We start from the raw sequence: 15,393 nt of genomic DNA, 5'->3' as shown, positions 1-15,393 counted from the left end.
TTCAGCGCCCCGGCCGGCGGTCAGATCTCAGGCACATGGAGGATGATGCCGTCCAGCGCGTCGGTCGCCTGGATCTGGCAGCTGAGCCGGCTCAAGGGAAGCCGCTCGGCCGCAGTGATCTCCAGCATGTCGCGCTCCATGTCGTCGGGCTTGCCGGCCTTGTCGTACCAGGCCTCGTCGACATAGACATGGCAGGTGGCGCAGGAGAGGCAGCCGCCGCATTCGCCGATCACGTTGGGAACATTGTTGGCGACGGCCGCTTCCATCAGGTTATGGCCGGTCTTCACGTCGGCCGTGATCTTCCGGCCGTCCTTCAGGATCCAGGTTACTTTCGGCAAGTCCCACTCCTATTTCCGGTCCGCCGCGGGCGGCTCCCGGCCTCGGTCATCGCTTCAGACATAATAGATGTAATAATCGCGGACCGCATCGCCTTCGAGCGCCGCGACCCTCCGGATTTCGCCTTCCTTGATGCCGATATGGTTACCGACCAGCAGCTCGCCCACGGCGGCGCCCAGCTTCTTGTCCTCGGCCAGGGCCTTGAGCGCCTCGGCCAGATTGTCGGGCACGCCGATCGTGGCGTCATGCCGTTCGATGCAATCCGCCGTCTCGGCCGCCGGCAGATTGTATTTGCCGGTGAAGCCCAGCTTGGCCGCCTGCAGCACGGTCGCGACCAGGGTGTAGGGATTGGCGGCGGCATCGCCCATGCGATGCTCGATGCGGGCCTTCTTGCCGCCCTCGGTCGAGAGCCGGGTGGTGACGCCGCGATGGTCGATGCCCCAGTTGCACCAATATCCGGAGAGGCTCGCCGGCTTCAGCCGCTCGTAGGAATTGACCGTCGGCGCCACCAGCCCCGCCATGCCGCGATGGTGATGCATCAATCCGGCGATGCAGCCCTTCGTCAGGTCGCTCAGCGTCTCGACATGGGCGGTCTCGCCGATGACGTTCTTGCCCTGCTTGTCGTTGAAGCTGAAATTGACATGGAGCCCGCTGCCGCCCAGCGTCGGGATCGGCTTCGGCATGAAGGTCAGGATAATGCCGTGGTCGAGCGCGATCTCGCGCGCCATCAGGCGGAACAGGAAGATGTCGTCCACCGCCTTGACCGCATCGTCATAGGTCAGGGTGAACTCGAACTGCGGCGCGTCATATTCCGTGGTGAAACCGTCGATCGGGAACCCCACCTCATGCGCCTTGTTCCAGATGGCGTCGGTGAAGCGCAAAGGGTCGGCGAGGCGTCCCGTGCTGTACACATAGGCGCCCGGCGTGTGGTAGGGCACCAGCTTGCCGTTCTCATCGCGCTGGAAGGCGAAGGCCTCGAGCTCGAGCCCGACCTTGGGCGTCAAGCCCAGCGCCTGCCATTCCCTGACCGTGCGCTTCAGCAGGCTGCGGCCGCAGAGCCCAAGCGGATTGCCGCTGGTCTCGTAGAGGTCGGCCATCACCACCTTGGTGTGCGGCTCCCAGCCCTGGCGGATATCGTCGCCCCTATAGACCGCGTCCATGTCGGGCAGGCCTTCGAGCATCTTGCCGCCGGGTGCCGGCTGCATCTCCTTGTCATAGGTGACCGCGAAGGTGCCCTGGCAGAAGCGCGAGGAGCCACTGCCGATCTTGCTGGCGGGGAGATACTTCCCGCGTGCCAGGCTCAGATGGTCGCAAAACAGAAGACGAAGCCGTTCGCCCGAAGGCATGTCTCTCTCCCTGACGTCTTTTTTCGTTAGTGCAAAGCGATCCGCACCGGCAGCCGCTTGATGCCGCCGATGAAATTGGAGCGCAGATATTCATGCGGACCGGTCTGCTCGATGCGCGTCATCCGCTTCACCATCTCCTGCAGCAGGATCCGGACCTCGAGCCGCGCCAGCCACATGCCGAGGCAGACATGCGGGCCCCCCTGACCGAAGGCGACATGGCGGTTGGGGGTGCGGAGCAGATTGAGCTCGAAGGGGTTCTCGAAAGTCTGCTCGTCGCGATTGGCGGAGACGAACCAGAGGATGACCTTGTCGCCCGCCTTGACCGTCTTGCCATGCATCTCGAAATCGCGGGTCGCGGTGCGGCGGAAATGCATGGTCGGCGAGGCCCAGCGGATGAATTCGTCGGGCGCCGTCTCCCAGATATTGCCCTCGCCCGCCTGCAGCTGCTTCATCAACTCGGGCCGGTTGGCGAGCGCATAAAGCGAGGCCGCGATCGAATAGCGTGTGGTGTCGTTGCCGGCCGCGACCAGCAGGCAGAAGAAGTTCCGAAACTCCAGCTCCGAAATGACATTGCCATGGGCGTCCGGCTGCAGGATCAGATGCAGCACGCCGGAGGTGTCGCCGCGGCGCTGCTTGTCCTCCATCAGCTTCTTGGCGTAGTCGTAGAGATCGGCGCCCGCCGGCGAGCGGAACGGCATGAAGCGATAGGCGTCGGTATCGGCCTTGTCGAGCACATGCTCGGTGAATTCCGGATCGGTATTGGCGATGAGCTGGTCGCCCTTCTCCACCAGCCAGTCGAGATCGGCCTCGGGCGTGCCCAGGATCTGGCCCAGCATGCGCATCGGCAATTGCCGCGCCACATCCTTGACGGCTTCGAAGCTGCGCCGCTCCATCACGTCGTCGAGGATGGAATCGCAGATCAGGCGGATCTGCTCCTCGAACAGCGCCACTACCGGCTTGGAGAAAGCCTTGCTGACGAGGACCCGCGTCCGGGAATGCTCGGGCGGGTCGGTCTCCTGGAAGGTGCGGCGCGCCAGATATTCCTCATAGGTCTGGTCCTCCATCCGGATGCCGCGGGCCGAGCTCAGCAGCTCGAAACTCCGGTTGAGGTCGAGCACATCCTGGTGACGCGTGATCGACCAGAAGCCCTTGGCCCCCTTCATCTCGCTCCAGGCCAGCGGATCCTCGCGGCGCATCCGGGCAAAGGTGTTGTGTGGCGCGCCTTCCAGGAACGCGTCATGGTCCGAGAGATCGGCATGGCCGTCATCGGTGGGCTTGAAACTGGTCATCCCGCGATCCTCATGAAACTTGTTCCGGCTTAACGGCCGATCGACGGCACCAGCGACTTGCCGCCATTCCAGACCACGCCGATCTGGCGGTAATAGGCGCCGATCATCTCTTTCACCTCGAGACGGCTCAGCTCCTCGGTCGGCGAATCGAACATCTCGAAATGATCGACCCTGGCGCGCCAGGGCTTGGCCCCCTCGAACTTGGCGCCACCGGATTCGATCAGCTCGGCATGGACATCGCCCTTGCCGTCGATCGCCGGCAGCCAGCGGTGATGGGCCATCGGATGGCCGTTGACGAAGCCGTTGCGCTCGGTGGGCTCGCTGAGCGTGATGACCGTCTCCGCCAGCCGGCGATCGTTGGCGGCCAGCGTGGCCCCGAAGGTGCCGCCCGCCGCCACCTGCGGCGCCGGCGCGAAGGGATGCGGACGCGTCATATGGATCGAGCCGAACTTCTTCGGATAGCCCTGATGGATGCCGCGCAGCAGGGCGAAATCCTTGTCGACCCAGATATAGAGGCAGCGCGAATAGACCCGGCCCTCGAAGGCGCAGCGCACGACCGCGAAGCACTCCTTATATTGCGCGCGGACGGGATCGAGCAGCTCGGCCTTGGTCCCGCCGCAGGACTGCCAGTCGGCCCAGATCAGCGCCACGGCGCCGGGGTCCTCGGGCGCCAGGGTCAAGGGGGCCGGCAGGAGCTCGGCCACCCGCGCCGGATCGGTCCGGTATTCGATGGTCAGGAGGTCGCCGGCATAGAACCAGGGCGGCGGCGGCAAGAGCGAGGCCTGGCCGGTGGCGCTGCGGGGGTAGAAGAAGCCTTGCTGCTTCGGCATGGGGGATGACCTCAGGCGCCCGGCTTCTTGGGCGGGCGGATGCCGCGGAACTCCCATTCGCCGCCGAGCGCGGTCGAAAGCACTTCCTCGGATTCCGACGGCTGGGCGCCGAGTTCGGTACGGATCGGCAGCGGCCCTTCGACGATCCGGTTCGACAGCCGCCCGAGCCCCTCCACTTCGACCTCGACCAGATCGCCCGGTTTGACGGGCCGCGAATTGGCGGGGGTGCCTGAGAGCAGCACATCGCCCGGCTCCAGCGTGATATTGCGGGCGATGTCGGCCACCAGATAATGCATGTCCCAGGTCATCTCGGCCGTGTTGCCGTCCTGCTTGATCTGGCCGTTGACATAGGTGCGCAGATATTTGTTGCGGAAGTCCCAGCCCGTGACGAGGCCGGGCCCCAGCGGACAGAGCGTGTCGCTGCCCTTGACGCGCAGCATCGAGCCCGCGTCGGTATCGCGGAAATCATGCAGGCCGAAATCGTTGGCGACCGTGTAGCCCGCGATGTAGTCGCCCGCTTCCGCCTGGCTGACATTGCGGCAGCGCCGGCCGATGACGATGCCGACCTCGCCCTCGTAATTCAGCCATTTGCAGTTCCGGGGCCGCACCACGTCGCCGCGATGGGAATTGAGCGCCGAGGTCGGCTTCTGGAAATAGGTCGGGGTCGCGGACAGCTTGATCTGGAATTCCTTGACCCGGCTGACATGGTTGAGATGGACCGCGATCACCTTGGTCGGCACCACCGGCGGCAGATGGATCGCATCGGCGACCGCGATGCGCCGGCCGTCGCGCGCCACGAGCTCCTCGCCCTGGCGTTCGGTCTCAACCACGGCGCCCCCCAGCAGAATCCGACGAAATTCCCGAGTCACGTCCCCCTCCCCTCGATCCGCCTCATTCCGCCGCGTGGCGCCGGGCGTTCCAGCCTTCTTTCGGCCGATCGAACCAGACATGGACCTGGCCGGTGCCGATCGCATTCTCATAGGCGCTGAAGAGCCGGCCCGGCGCGGTGAAATCCTCCTCGCCCAGGGCCGCCGCCATCATCAGATAATGGCCGAAATTCGCCTCGGGCTTGAAGCGAAGAAACTCCGGCATGGTCCGCAGGATGCGGGCATGGTCGCCCTGCTTCATCCACTCGATGCGCTCCAGGTCGGCCGCCGAATGGGCCGGGCTGAAGATATGCTCGATCCCCGCCGCCTCATGCTCCCGCAGCTTCTGCAGCGGCCAGAATTTGTGGCTCATGGCGCCCGACGCCAGCAGCACCACGCGGCGATCGAGGCCCGCGATGGTCTCGCGCAGCGCCCGGCCGACGCGCAGGAAGTCCTCGCTCTCCGCCGTCTGGCAGCAGCTTACGGACACCCAGGCTTCCTTGCCGCGCTGGAGATATTTCAGCGGGTTGACGGTCGCATAATGGATCGGCAGACAGGGGTCGTCGATCGCGGTGAGCCAGGTGCCATGCTTGCGCCCGTTCGCGGCGGCGGCCTTCGCGAACGCCGGGTCGCCCGGAAAATCATAGGGCACCTGCGACATGCCGCGCGGCAGCTCGTCCGAGGTGAATTTGCCGCTGCGATGGGCATGGCCGCTGATCACGAACTCGACGGTCGTGAACCAGTGGGAGTCGAACACGATCACGAGATCGTGGCCGAGGTTCGACAGCACCTCGCTGCGCAGCCGGTTGAACCCGTCGACCACGCTGAAATCCTGGCCGTTATTGAGCTCGTGGCGAATCTCCAGCGGCAGCATGACCGTAGGAACATGGGCGATCAGCCCACAGGCGACAACCTCACCCATTCTTCCCCCAGCCATTCGGCGCATAGACGCTGTTCTTGACGTCGCAATAGAAGTCGAACGACCAGGTTCCGCCCTCGCGGCCGATGCCGGATTTACCGTTGCCGCCGAAGGCCTGGCGCAGATCGCGCACAAAGAAGCAATTGTTCCAGACCAGGCCGGCCGAGACCTGCGACGTGACCCGCTCGGCGCGCTTCTCGTCACCGGTCATCACGATCGCCGCCAGACCATATTCGGTGTCGTTGGCCATGGCGATGCCTTCCGGCTCGTCGCGGAAGGATTGCAGACAGAGAACCGGCCCGAAGACCTCTTCGCGCAGGATTTCCGAACCGGCCGGCGGATCGACGAACAAGGTCGGCCGGTAATAGAGGCCACCGAGATCCTTGTTCGGGCCGCCGCCGAGCGCGGGTTTCAGTCCCGACGCGATGGCCCGCCGCACATAGCCGTCGACCCGCTCGAAATGCGGGCGGCTGATCTGCGGGCCGATATCGGTGGTCTCGTCGCGCGGATCGCCCTGGCGGATCGCCCTGGCCTTGGCCATGAAGGCCTCGAGGAAGCGCGCGCGGATGCTCTCCTCGACCAGGATGCGGGTGCCCGCCAGACAGACCTGGCCGGCATTGTCATATTGGCCGACGGCCGTATTCACGGCGAGATCGAGGTCGGCGTCGGCGAACACCAGGTAAGGCGACTTGCCGCCGAGCTCGAAGGAGAGCGGCACCAGGTTCTCGGCCGCCGAGGTCGCGATCTGCTTCGCGGTCGCGACCGAACCGGTGAAGCTGAGGCGCCGGATTTTCGGATGGCGCGCCAGGGCGGCGCCCGCCTCGCGCCCGATCCCCTGCACCACATTGAAGACGCCCTCCGGCAGCCCCGCCTCGGCCGTGATGTCGGCCAGGAGCGAGGCCGTCAGCGGCGCCCATTCCGGCGGCTTGTAGACGACGGTGCAGCCGGCCGCGAGCGCCGGCGCGATGCGCCAGGTGCCGAGCATGAGGGGCGCGTTCCAGGGCGTGATGATGGCCGCGACGCCGCTCGGATCCCAGCTCACATGGTTGCGGTGATGGCGGACCTCGAAATCGGCGTGATCGAGCTGCAGCAGCCAATCGGCGAAGAAGCGGAAATTCATCGCGACGCGCGGCATCACCCCGCGGCGGTGCGAACGCAGCAGCGAGCCGTTGTCGCGCGTCTCGACCACCGCCAGGGATTCGACCTTGGCTTCGACGATATCGGCGATGCGATGGAGAAGCCGCGCCCGCTCCTCGCGGCTGGTGCGCGACCAGGTCTTGAAGGCCTGGCCCGCCGCCGTCACGGCTTGATCGACCTCGGCAGCACCGGCGCGCGCCAGCGCCGCGATCGGCGTCTCGTCGATCGGCGAGATGCTCTCGAACCGATCGGCGCTGTCGACGCGCCTCCCGCCGATCCAATGTCGGGTATCGACCTCCACGCCCTCGACCCGCGCAGACATGTCCGGCTCCAAAAATCGTTCGATATCGAATAATCCGGTAAAGGCACCCTTGAGTCAAGCTGGGGCGCCGTCTCTTCAGACTTCTATGTCTGAGAGTAAATACACAAAACTACAGCCCCTTCCCTTGCGGGAGGGGCAGCGTCGCCGAGCACCAGCGAGGCGACGCGGGGAGGAGGCGGTGTGATTCTCAATGCCCGCGATCCCCCGACACCCCTCCCCCTACCCCCTCCCGCAAGGGAAGGGGGTGAGTTCTTTCCAGTCGCTAGCCCTCCTCCGTCTAGCCGTCCTCGCCGACCGGTCCGTCCATCTCGCCGATCGTCGCCAGAATCATGCGGATGGCATCGGTCGCGGATTCCATCTGCCGCGCCGTCAGCTTGGCGACGATCCGGGTTTCCTCGGCGTTGAACTTCGGAAACAGCTTGCTGATCAGCTCCGTCCCGGCGGCCGTCAGATTGACGATGACGAGGCGGCGCTCCAGCTCGTTGGTGCGCCGGCGCAGCAGCTTGCGTCCCTCGAGCATGTTGAGAATGCTGGAAAGCGTGCTCTTCGCCACGCCGGCTTCGATCGCCAGGCGTCGCGTCTCGAGCTCGCCGAAGATCCAGAGGCACCAGAGCACCACGAAGGCCGACCAGTGGAGATCGGGCTCCTTCAGGACGCTGCGCTCGAAATGCTGCCGGATGAAGCCCGAGGCGCGATGGATGTTCGAGACGAGCGCCATGGAGTCGAGATTGATGCCGAGGCCGGCGACCCGCCGCTCGCCCAGGAGCTCGGCCAGCGGCTTCTGCGAACGCCGGCCCCGCGGCTTCTTATCCTTGGCCGCGGCTGTCCCATCGCGGCCTCCCGAGGAAGTGCCAGGCTTTGCTGCAATGCGGCGTGTCTTGGTCAAGGCGAACTCCCGATCGAGCGTCGGCGCCGGTTATAGCACCGCCGGGCGAAACCGAAACAGCGGCGCCGAAACATTCCCGGTCTTTTGCGGTCCGCCCGCCCCGACGGCTCTCTTGCTCCGGTTCAGCCTCTGTATTATCGTTCGACATCGAATGAACGAAAAGCACGCCGTGCATGACCGCGAGGCCATGCCGGAGCGTGTAGTCCGGCCGAGGGGCGGATGGCCTCTTCCGAGCCGCAACAGGATGGCGGGGGACCCGAGATCGTTCGGCCCCTCGTGCGTGTCAGGGGAGGACAGCATGGCTCAATCGACGACAACCTCGGTCGGGACGTCACCTGACCGGCTCCGGCGCAACGTGCTCGGCGTTGCCGCCGTGACCTTTTTCGTGGTTTCGGCCGCGGCACCGCTGACGGCAGTCGCCGGCGGCTATCCGATCGCGATGCTGTTCGGCAACGGCCCGGGCGTTCCGGCCGCCGTGCTGGTCGTGACCTTGATCCTGCTGCTGTTCTCGGTCGGCTATACGACGATGGCCCGGCATATCGCCAATGCCGGCTCCTTCTTCGCCTTCACCTCGCGCGGCCTCGGCGGCATAGCCGGCGGCGCTGCCGCCTATATCGCCGTCCTCGCCTACAACACCATGCAAATCGGCCTCCTCGGCCTGTTCGGCGCGGTCACGGCGGGAACCTTGTCGAGCATCGTCGGTATCGACCTGCCCTGGTGGGTCTGGTCGCTCATCGCCATGGCGGTCATCGCCGTGCTCGGCTATCGGCAGATCGACCTCTCGGCCAAGGTGCTCGCAGTGCTGGTCATCGCCGAGTACATCGCGGTCCTGATCCTCGACGCCACCATCCTGGGCGCGGGCGGCGCCGAGGGCATCGGCTTCACCAGCTTCACGCCCGATGCCTTCTTCAGCGGCTCGACCACCATCGGCATGCTGCTCTGCTTCGCGGCCTTCATGGGCTTCGAGGCGACGACGATCTACAGCGAGGAGGCGCGCGATCCCGAGCGGACCGTCCCGCGCGCGACCTATCTCTCGGTGCTGCTGATCGGCGTCTTCTACACCCTCTCGACCTGGTGCATGGTCCTCGCCACCGGCCCGGACAAGCTGCTGCCGACATTGCAGGGCCTGCAGGACCCGACCAGCTTCGTGTTCGGCCTTTCGGACCAGTATGCCAACTCGGCGCTGACCACCATCATGAGCCTGCTCATGATCTCGAGCGTCTTTGCCGCACTCCTCGCCTTCCACAATGCGGCTGCCCGCTACTTCTATGTGCTCGGCCGCGAGGGCCTGCTGCCGGTGGGGCTCAGCAAGACCCATGCCACCCATCAGAGCCCGCATCTGGGGTCTGTCCTGCAGACGATCCTGGCCGTGATCGTGCTGGCCATCTTCGTCGTCACCGGCCAGGATCCGGTCCTGGCGCTCTTCACCTGGCTGACCAACGTCGCGACCTTGAGCGTCATCGTGCTGATGGCGTTGGCGTCCTTCTCCGTCATCGCCTTCTTCGGGCGCTCGCGGGGACTGGAGTCCTCGACCTTCAGGACGATGCTGGCGCCGTTGGCCGCCGGCGCGCTCCTGGCGATCATCGCGGTGCTGGTGGTGATTCATTTCGACGCGCTCACCGGCGCCCAGCCGGCCCTGGCCATCGGCCTGCCGATCCTCGTGCCGGTCGCGGCCGTGCTCGGCATCATCGCGGCCGCCAGGCTCAAGCAGAGCTCGGCGGCGCGCTTTGCCCGGCTCGGCGCCAATCAATCGGGTGAATAGACGGGCAGCAACAACCTGACGAGATCAGGCCAGGGGCCCCGCCCCTGGCCTTTTTCGTCCCGGGGCAGGTCCCCGAAGCGGGAGCAGCGCCAATGGCCTTCGCCGATCAGATCACCGTCGAGGCGCTCGACGAGGACCCCTACCCGATCTTCGCCCGGCTGCGGCGCGAGGCGCCGGTCGCCTGGGTCCCGGCCGCCAATGTCTGGTTCGTGACCCGTTGGCAGGATGTGGAGTTCGTCAGCAAGAATACCGGCCTGTTCGGGGCCGAGGTACCGAGCTCGCCGGTCGAGCGCTCCATGGGCAAGCCGACCATCCTGACCAGCGACGGCCCGGTCCATGGCGAGCTGCGCCGGGGCTTCGACACGAAATACAAGCCGCGCACCGTCGCCGACTATATCGATGGGCTGGCCAATCCGATCATCGAGGACTATCTCGACCGCCTCGCCCCGCGCGGTCACGCCAATCTCATCGCCGATTATTTCGAGCCGGTCTCGAGCCTCTGCCTCGCCCGCTCGCTGGGCTTCGGCCATGTCGATGCCGAGACGCTGCTGCGCTGGTTCCATGGCCTCGCCATCGGTGCCGCCAATTACGAGAACGATCCGGCGAAGCTCGCGATTTCCGATCCGATCAACAAGGAGGTCGACGCCGCCATCGTTCCGATCTTCGAGCGGCTCGAGCGCGAGCCCGACGGCTCGGCCATCTCGCATATGCTCCATGACGGCATGCCGCCGGGCCAGACCCGCCCGCGCGCCTTCCTGCTTCCCTCCATCAAGATCGCGCTCCTGGGCGGCATGCAGGAACCCGGCCATGGCGCCGCCTCGACGCTGGTGGCGCTGCTGTCCGACCCTGCCCAATATGCGGCGCTGATGAAGGACTTCGACGCGCTGCTGCCCAAAGCGGCCGACGAAGGCTTGCGCTGGGTGGCGCCCATCGGCACCCAGATGCGCCGCGCCACCCGGGACATGGAGCTGGGCGGGGTCGCCATTCCGGCAGACGCGCCGGTCGCCTCGGTCATTTCCTCGGCCTGCCGCGACGAGGCCCGCTATCGCGACCCGGATCGGTTCGATATCCACCGGACCGAGACCGGGCATGCGGCCTATGGCTTCGGATCGCATTTCTGCGCCGGACGCTGGTTCGCCCAGCGTCTCGTGATCTCGCTGCTGCGTTTTCTCCTGCAGCGGCTCCCCGATCTGGCCCTGGTGCCCGACCGGCCGCCGCAATTCCGCGGCTGGGAGTTCCGGGCACCGACCTCGCTCCATGTGACCTTCACGCCGAACTGAGGCGCAAAAGAAAACCGCGATGGCCCGAGGGCCATCGCGGCTCTTCTCGATCTTCAGCTGTCAAGCCCTACCCCTTCCTGTTCTTATTCACCTTCCCCCTTTGAGGGGGAGGAGATCAGGGTTCGGGGGTGACGGGGGACTACGTCAACAACCTCAATTCAATCCGAGCTTGCCGCGCAGCTGCGACAGATCCTCGGCCAGCGTGTTGACGGCGCCGGCGAGAACCTTGCGGTCCTCGTCGGTCAGCTTGTCATAGAGCTCGAAGCCGTCGCCCTTCTTGTACTTGGCCAGCGTCGTCTCAAGCGTCTGGAAGTTGTCGGCGACCTTCTTCACGAAGGCCGGATCGTCCTTCTCGACCAGGGGGCGGAACAGCTCGAAGATCTTGCGCGAGCCGTCGAAATTGCCCTGGAAGTCGTAGAGATCGGTATGGCTGTAGCGATCCTCTTCGCCGGAGATCTTCGTGGCGGCGACTTCCTCCATCAGCGCGGCAGCGCCGCCCACGACCTTCTCCGGCGGGAAGGTGAGCTCGGCGATGCGCTTGCTGAGCTCATTGACGTCGGCCATCAGCTTGCCGGCGATGGGGCCGAGATCCTTGGTGCTGTTCTGCGCCCAGAGGCCGTATTCGATGCGATGGAAGCCCGGAAAGCCCGGATCCGCTTCGGCATGCTCGTAATCGTCGGCGCGCGAATCGATCGCCACATCGAGATCGCTGAACAGCTCGGCGACCGGCTCGATCGCCTCGTAGCTCATGCGGGTCGGGCCGAACAGCGCCTTGGCCTTCTCGATGTCGCCGGCCTTGACGGCGTCGGTGAAGGCCTTGGTGTCGGCCACCAGCTTCTGCAGCTTCTCGGACACATAGATCTTGTATTCGGACACCGGGCCGACGAGATCCATCGGCGCCACGGCGGCACGGGCGGACCCTGCCATGCTGCCCAGCGCCAAGGCCAGTGCAGCGGCCATGAGAGGACGGCGTAACGTCATGTCGAAAGCTCCTGTCTTCTGATGAGTGTTGTCAGTTGCCGGGCTGAGCGCTACCGGCAGCTTCGAGCAAAGTCCGGCCCAAAAAATCCCTCTCATTGGCGACGCCGGGCAGGGTGAAGAAGAATCCGCCGCCGATTGGCTTGATGTATTCCTCGAGCGGCTCGCCGGCGAGCCGCTTCTGGACCGTGATGAACCCCTTCTCCAGGTCCGACTGATAGGCAATGAACAGCAGCCCCTGATCGAGCTGGCCCGACTTCGTGACGCCGTTCGAGTAATTGAAGGGGCGGCGCAGGATCAGATTGGCCTCCGATCCATGGGTGCGCGGGTTGGCCATGCGGATATGCGCATCCAGCGGCGTGACCTTGCCTTCCGGATCGCCCGCGTAATCGGGAACGTCATGCTCGGTCCCGCCCTGCATCGGCGCGCCGGTCGCCTTGTGGCGCCCGATGATATTCTGCTGCTCCTGCAGCGGCGTGCGGTCCCAGCGCTCCACGAAATTGCGGATGATGCGGACCGCCTGATAGCTGCCGTTCGTGGCCCAGCCCGGCTCGTCGCTGTCCTTCTGCACCCAGACGATGCGCTCCATCAGACCGGAATCCTGCGGGCTGGGATTGGCCGAGCCGTCGCGGAAACCCAGGAAGTTGCGCGCGCTCTCCGGCGGCACACCCGCCTTCACCGGCAAGGCCGGGACCGAGCCTTCCTGCTTCCAGCGCAGCAGGAGCAGATCCGGCAGCTTCTTCACGATGTCGCGCAGCGCATGGATGTTGGTATCGGCCGTGTTCGACGAGATCTGCAGCGACAGGTCGCCATGGCAAAGCGAGGCGTCGAGCGCGTCGTTGGGGAAACTCGTCATCCGGACGAGGCGCGCCGGCTTGAGGCGCTTCAACCCGAACCGATCGTCGAACAGCGACGCACCGACCGAAACGGTGATCGTCAGATTGTCCGGAATCACCACCGGGCCCAGGATGCCGTTGTCCGCCGGCGGCAGTTTCGGATCGAGCGCCGGCGGCTCGCCGCCCTGGGTCAGGAAGGCGATGCGCTCGGTCAGTGTCTGGAACATCCGCACCAGATCGGCCGGCGTCTTCGCCAGGACGTCGAAGCTGGCGACCATGCCGTTCGCCGGACGCGATGTAACGATGCCGGACTGGCGCAGCCCGTAGAAAGGCTGGCGCTCCTGCGTCTTGTCGCTGATCGGCGCGTTGGTGACATTCTCCGTTTGGGCCGAGGCCGGAGTTCCCGTCATCAGGCTTCCGGTCAAAGCGCCGCCGGCGGCACCCAACCCGATCAGAACACGGCGCCGGCTGGTCGAGGTGGGACCGGTCGAAATCGGTTCGTCGGGTTTGCGATCTTTCATCTCACCGCCTCCGCGGTTCATTCCAATCCAAGAGCGGCATTGAGCTTCGCGATCTCCGCGGCGAGCGCGCGCAATTGGCCGGCGATCGCCGTCCGGTCCGCCTCGCTCAGCCGGTCGTAAGCGGGGTACTGGTCCTGTTGCTTGAAGCTGGCGAGCTTGGCCAGGGTCGCCTCGATCTGCGCGTCGAGGCTCTTCGCCAGATCCGGATTGGCCTTCTCGGTCAAAGGCCGCAGCAGCGTGACGATCTTGCGGCTGCCTTCGACATTGGCCTGGAAGTCCGCCAGATCGGTATGGCTGTAGCGGTCCTCGTCGCCGGCCGCAGCGCTGTCGGCAACCTTGTTCAACAGCCGCGCGGCGCTGGCCGCGAGCGTCTCCGGCGGCACCTGCAGCTCGCGAACTCGCTGCTGCAGCGCCGTCACGTCGGCCAGGAGCTTGTCGGCGAATGGCGCCAAGCCCTCGGTGCTGTGCTTGGCGAAGAGCCCGTATTCGAGGCGATGGAAGCCGCCGAAAGCGGGATCCTCCTCCTGCTTCTCGAAATAGACCGCGCGCGCATTGATCGCCGTGTCGAGATCGGCGAAGCGGTCGGCCACCGGTTCGATATGCTTGTAGGAAACGCGCGCCGGCTCATAGAGCGTCTTGGCGAGCTCGACATCGCCGGCCTTGACGGCATCGGTGAAGGACTGCGTCGCCGCGACCAGCGCGTTCGTCTCCAGCACCAGGAACACCTTGTATTCGGCGAGCGGCCCGATGAAGGCGACCATCGAGGGCTTGGCCGCCTCGGCGTCGGATGCGGCCGAGGGCGTCACATGGAGCTTGCCGCGCGGATTGCTGAGCAGGCCGCAGGTGATCTCATAGTCGCCGGGCAGGAGCTTGACCGTCATCGTCCGGCTCAGGCCCGGCGTGATGTTCTCGCGCTCCTCGACGACATAGACGCCGTCGAGGATCTCCCATTCGACCGTGCGGCTCGATTTGTTGACGATCTCGAAGCGGGTCGGGCCCGCGGGCACCGTGATCTCGTTGGGATCGCAGGTCGCATCGCCGATGGTCACCGTCAATGCACCGCCGGGTGTTGCCGAATGCTTCGCCGCCTGCGAGGCGAGATAGAAAACCACGCCGGCGACGATCACCAGGGCGAGCGCACCGAGAATGGCGAGCTTCATCAGCGTCTGATGGGAGGGGCCGGAAGTCGGGGCAGAAGATCTGGTCGCCATGGCGAGGGGTGCGGTCTTTCCGTCAACGGTTCGGCTGGTTGGTGGGAACGACGGCCGGACGGACCATCGGCGGCGACAGGAAGAGGAACAGCGTGACCGCCAGGAAGACCACATAGGCGATGACGGCGCCCAGGGTCGGGGCGTCCTGATAGCCGAAGAAGCCGGCGAAGATCGTGCCCACCGGGCTGTCCATCGGCAGCGTGCCGCTCAGATCGAAGACGACGGACTGGAGATGGTTCCAGATGCCCGCCTCATGCAGCGAGCGCAGCGCGCCCGCGAGAATCCCCGCCGCGACGACGAGGACGAAGACGCCGGTCCAGCGGAAGAAGCGGCGCAGATCGAGCTTCACGCCGCCGACATAGATGCCATAGCCGAGCAAGGCCGCGACAACGACGCCGAGGAGCGCGCCCACCGGCGCGCCGCCGCCGGCGCTCTGTTGGAAGATCGCGAGCAGGAAGAAGACCGATTCCACGCCTTCGCGCGCGACCGCGAAGAATATCATGGCGATGAGGGCCCAGCCCTGCCCGCTCGAATGCGCCAGCGCGGCATCGACCGAGGCATGGAGCGAGGCCTTGATCGAGCGCGAGACCTTGCGCATCCAGAACACCATCGAGGTCAGCACGGCCACCGCGACGAAGCCGATGATCGCCTCGAACAGCTCCTGGATCTTCTGCGGGAACTCGGCGCTGGCGAATTGCAGCCCGGCGCCGACGAAGAGCGACATGGCGACGGCGAGGAGAATCCCGACCCAGACCACCGGCATCCAGGCGCCGCGGCCGGTCTGTTTCAGATAGCTCGCGATCAGGCCGACGATGAGCGCGGCCTCGATGCCTTCGCGCAGCATGATCAAAAAGGGAATTAACATTGAGACGCA

14 protein-coding genes are annotated in these 15,393 nt (G+C 65.7%); 2 read left to right on the top strand and 12 right to left on the bottom strand.

Annotation, left to right across the window (positions count from 1 at the left end; all coding sequences use genetic code 11):
- Positions 1 to 20 precede the first annotated feature (20 nt).
- The 8 genes from FRZ44_RS08715 to FRZ44_RS08680 all read right to left on the bottom strand — a co-directional run bounded on the left by FRZ44_RS08715 (position 21) and on the right by FRZ44_RS08680 (position 7,931).
- Positions 21 to 338 carry a 2Fe-2S iron-sulfur cluster-binding protein gene (locus FRZ44_RS08715; protein WP_151176817.1) on the bottom strand — a complete coding sequence of 106 codons (318 nt, stop codon included), beginning with the start codon at positions 336 to 338 and terminating at the stop codon, positions 21 to 23.
- Between the two features lie 54 nt (positions 339 to 392).
- Positions 393 to 1,682, bottom strand: a complete 1,290-nt coding sequence (locus FRZ44_RS08710) for a type I glutamate--ammonia ligase (RefSeq protein ID WP_151176816.1) — start codon at positions 1,680 to 1,682, stop codon at positions 393 to 395.
- Between the two features lie 26 nt (positions 1,683 to 1,708).
- On the bottom strand, positions 1,709 to 2,971 hold the full coding sequence (locus FRZ44_RS08705; protein ID WP_151176815.1) for a cytochrome P450: 1,263 nt from the start codon (positions 2,969 to 2,971) through the stop codon (positions 1,709 to 1,711).
- A 29-nt stretch (positions 2,972 to 3,000) separates the two neighbouring features.
- Positions 3,001 to 3,801, bottom strand: coding sequence for an acetoacetate decarboxylase family protein (locus tag FRZ44_RS08700; protein ID WP_151176814.1), 801 nt, complete (start codon positions 3,799 to 3,801; stop codon positions 3,001 to 3,003).
- An 11-nt stretch (positions 3,802 to 3,812) separates the two neighbouring features.
- The gene (locus tag FRZ44_RS08695; protein WP_225308608.1) at positions 3,813 to 4,631 is read right to left on the bottom strand and encodes a fumarylacetoacetate hydrolase family protein; all 819 of its coding nucleotides are present in this window, start codon (positions 4,629 to 4,631) and stop codon (positions 3,813 to 3,815) included.
- Positions 4,632 to 4,692: 61 nt separating this feature from the next.
- Positions 4,693 to 5,589, bottom strand: a complete 897-nt coding sequence (locus FRZ44_RS08690) for a DODA-type extradiol aromatic ring-opening family dioxygenase (RefSeq protein ID WP_151176812.1) — start codon at positions 5,587 to 5,589, stop codon at positions 4,693 to 4,695.
- Entirely contained in the window at positions 5,582 to 7,045 is a 1,464-nt protein-coding gene (locus FRZ44_RS08685) for an aldehyde dehydrogenase (RefSeq protein ID WP_151176811.1), read from the bottom strand. Before FRZ44_RS08685 ends, FRZ44_RS08690 begins: the two co-directional genes overlap by 8 nt.
- A gap of 277 nt (positions 7,046 to 7,322) precedes the next feature.
- Positions 7,323 to 7,931: a MarR family winged helix-turn-helix transcriptional regulator gene (locus FRZ44_RS08680; protein ID WP_151176810.1), complete on the bottom strand. Its 609-nt coding sequence runs from the start codon at positions 7,929 to 7,931 to the stop codon at positions 7,323 to 7,325.
- Positions 7,932 to 8,229: 298 nt separating this feature from the next.
- Between FRZ44_RS08680 and FRZ44_RS08675 the strand changes: the two genes are divergently transcribed.
- Positions 8,230 to 9,693 (top strand): APC family permease, encoded by a 1,464-nt coding sequence (locus FRZ44_RS08675; protein ID WP_151176809.1) that lies wholly within the window; start codon positions 8,230 to 8,232, stop codon positions 9,691 to 9,693.
- Between the two features lie 92 nt (positions 9,694 to 9,785).
- Complete coding sequence (locus tag FRZ44_RS08670) at positions 9,786 to 10,973, top strand: cytochrome P450 (RefSeq protein WP_151176808.1); 1,188 nt, start codon at positions 9,786 to 9,788, stop codon at positions 10,971 to 10,973.
- A gap of 153 nt (positions 10,974 to 11,126) precedes the next feature.
- On the opposite strand, the gene efeO (FRZ44_RS08665) is transcribed toward FRZ44_RS08670, so the two are convergent.
- The 4 genes from efeO (FRZ44_RS08665) to efeU all read right to left on the bottom strand — a co-directional run bounded on the left by efeO (FRZ44_RS08665) (position 11,127) and on the right by efeU (position 15,384).
- Positions 11,127 to 11,954 carry an iron uptake system protein EfeO gene (gene efeO / locus FRZ44_RS08665; RefSeq protein ID WP_151176807.1) on the bottom strand — a complete coding sequence of 276 codons (828 nt, stop codon included), beginning with the start codon at positions 11,952 to 11,954 and terminating at the stop codon, positions 11,127 to 11,129.
- A 31-nt stretch (positions 11,955 to 11,985) separates the two neighbouring features.
- A complete protein-coding gene (efeB, locus tag FRZ44_RS08660; protein WP_151176806.1) occupies positions 11,986 to 13,308 on the bottom strand; it encodes an iron uptake transporter deferrochelatase/peroxidase subunit in 1,323 nt (440 codons plus the stop codon).
- A gap of 17 nt (positions 13,309 to 13,325) precedes the next feature.
- Positions 13,326 to 14,468 (bottom strand): iron uptake system protein EfeO, encoded by a 1,143-nt coding sequence (gene efeO, locus FRZ44_RS08655; RefSeq protein ID WP_225308607.1) that lies wholly within the window; start codon positions 14,466 to 14,468, stop codon positions 13,326 to 13,328.
- Between the two features lie 73 nt (positions 14,469 to 14,541).
- Positions 14,542 to 15,384: an iron uptake transporter permease EfeU gene (gene efeU, locus FRZ44_RS08650; RefSeq protein WP_151176804.1), complete on the bottom strand. Its 843-nt coding sequence runs from the start codon at positions 15,382 to 15,384 to the stop codon at positions 14,542 to 14,544.
- Between the last annotated feature and the right edge of the window lie 9 nt (positions 15,385 to 15,393).

Origin of the sequence: Hypericibacter terrae (genome assembly GCF_008728855.1) — a bacterium.
GTDB classification, from domain to species: Bacteria; Pseudomonadota; Alphaproteobacteria; order Dongiales; family Dongiaceae; genus Hypericibacter; species Hypericibacter terrae.
This window is presented reverse-complemented; position numbering and strand designations above follow the sequence as displayed.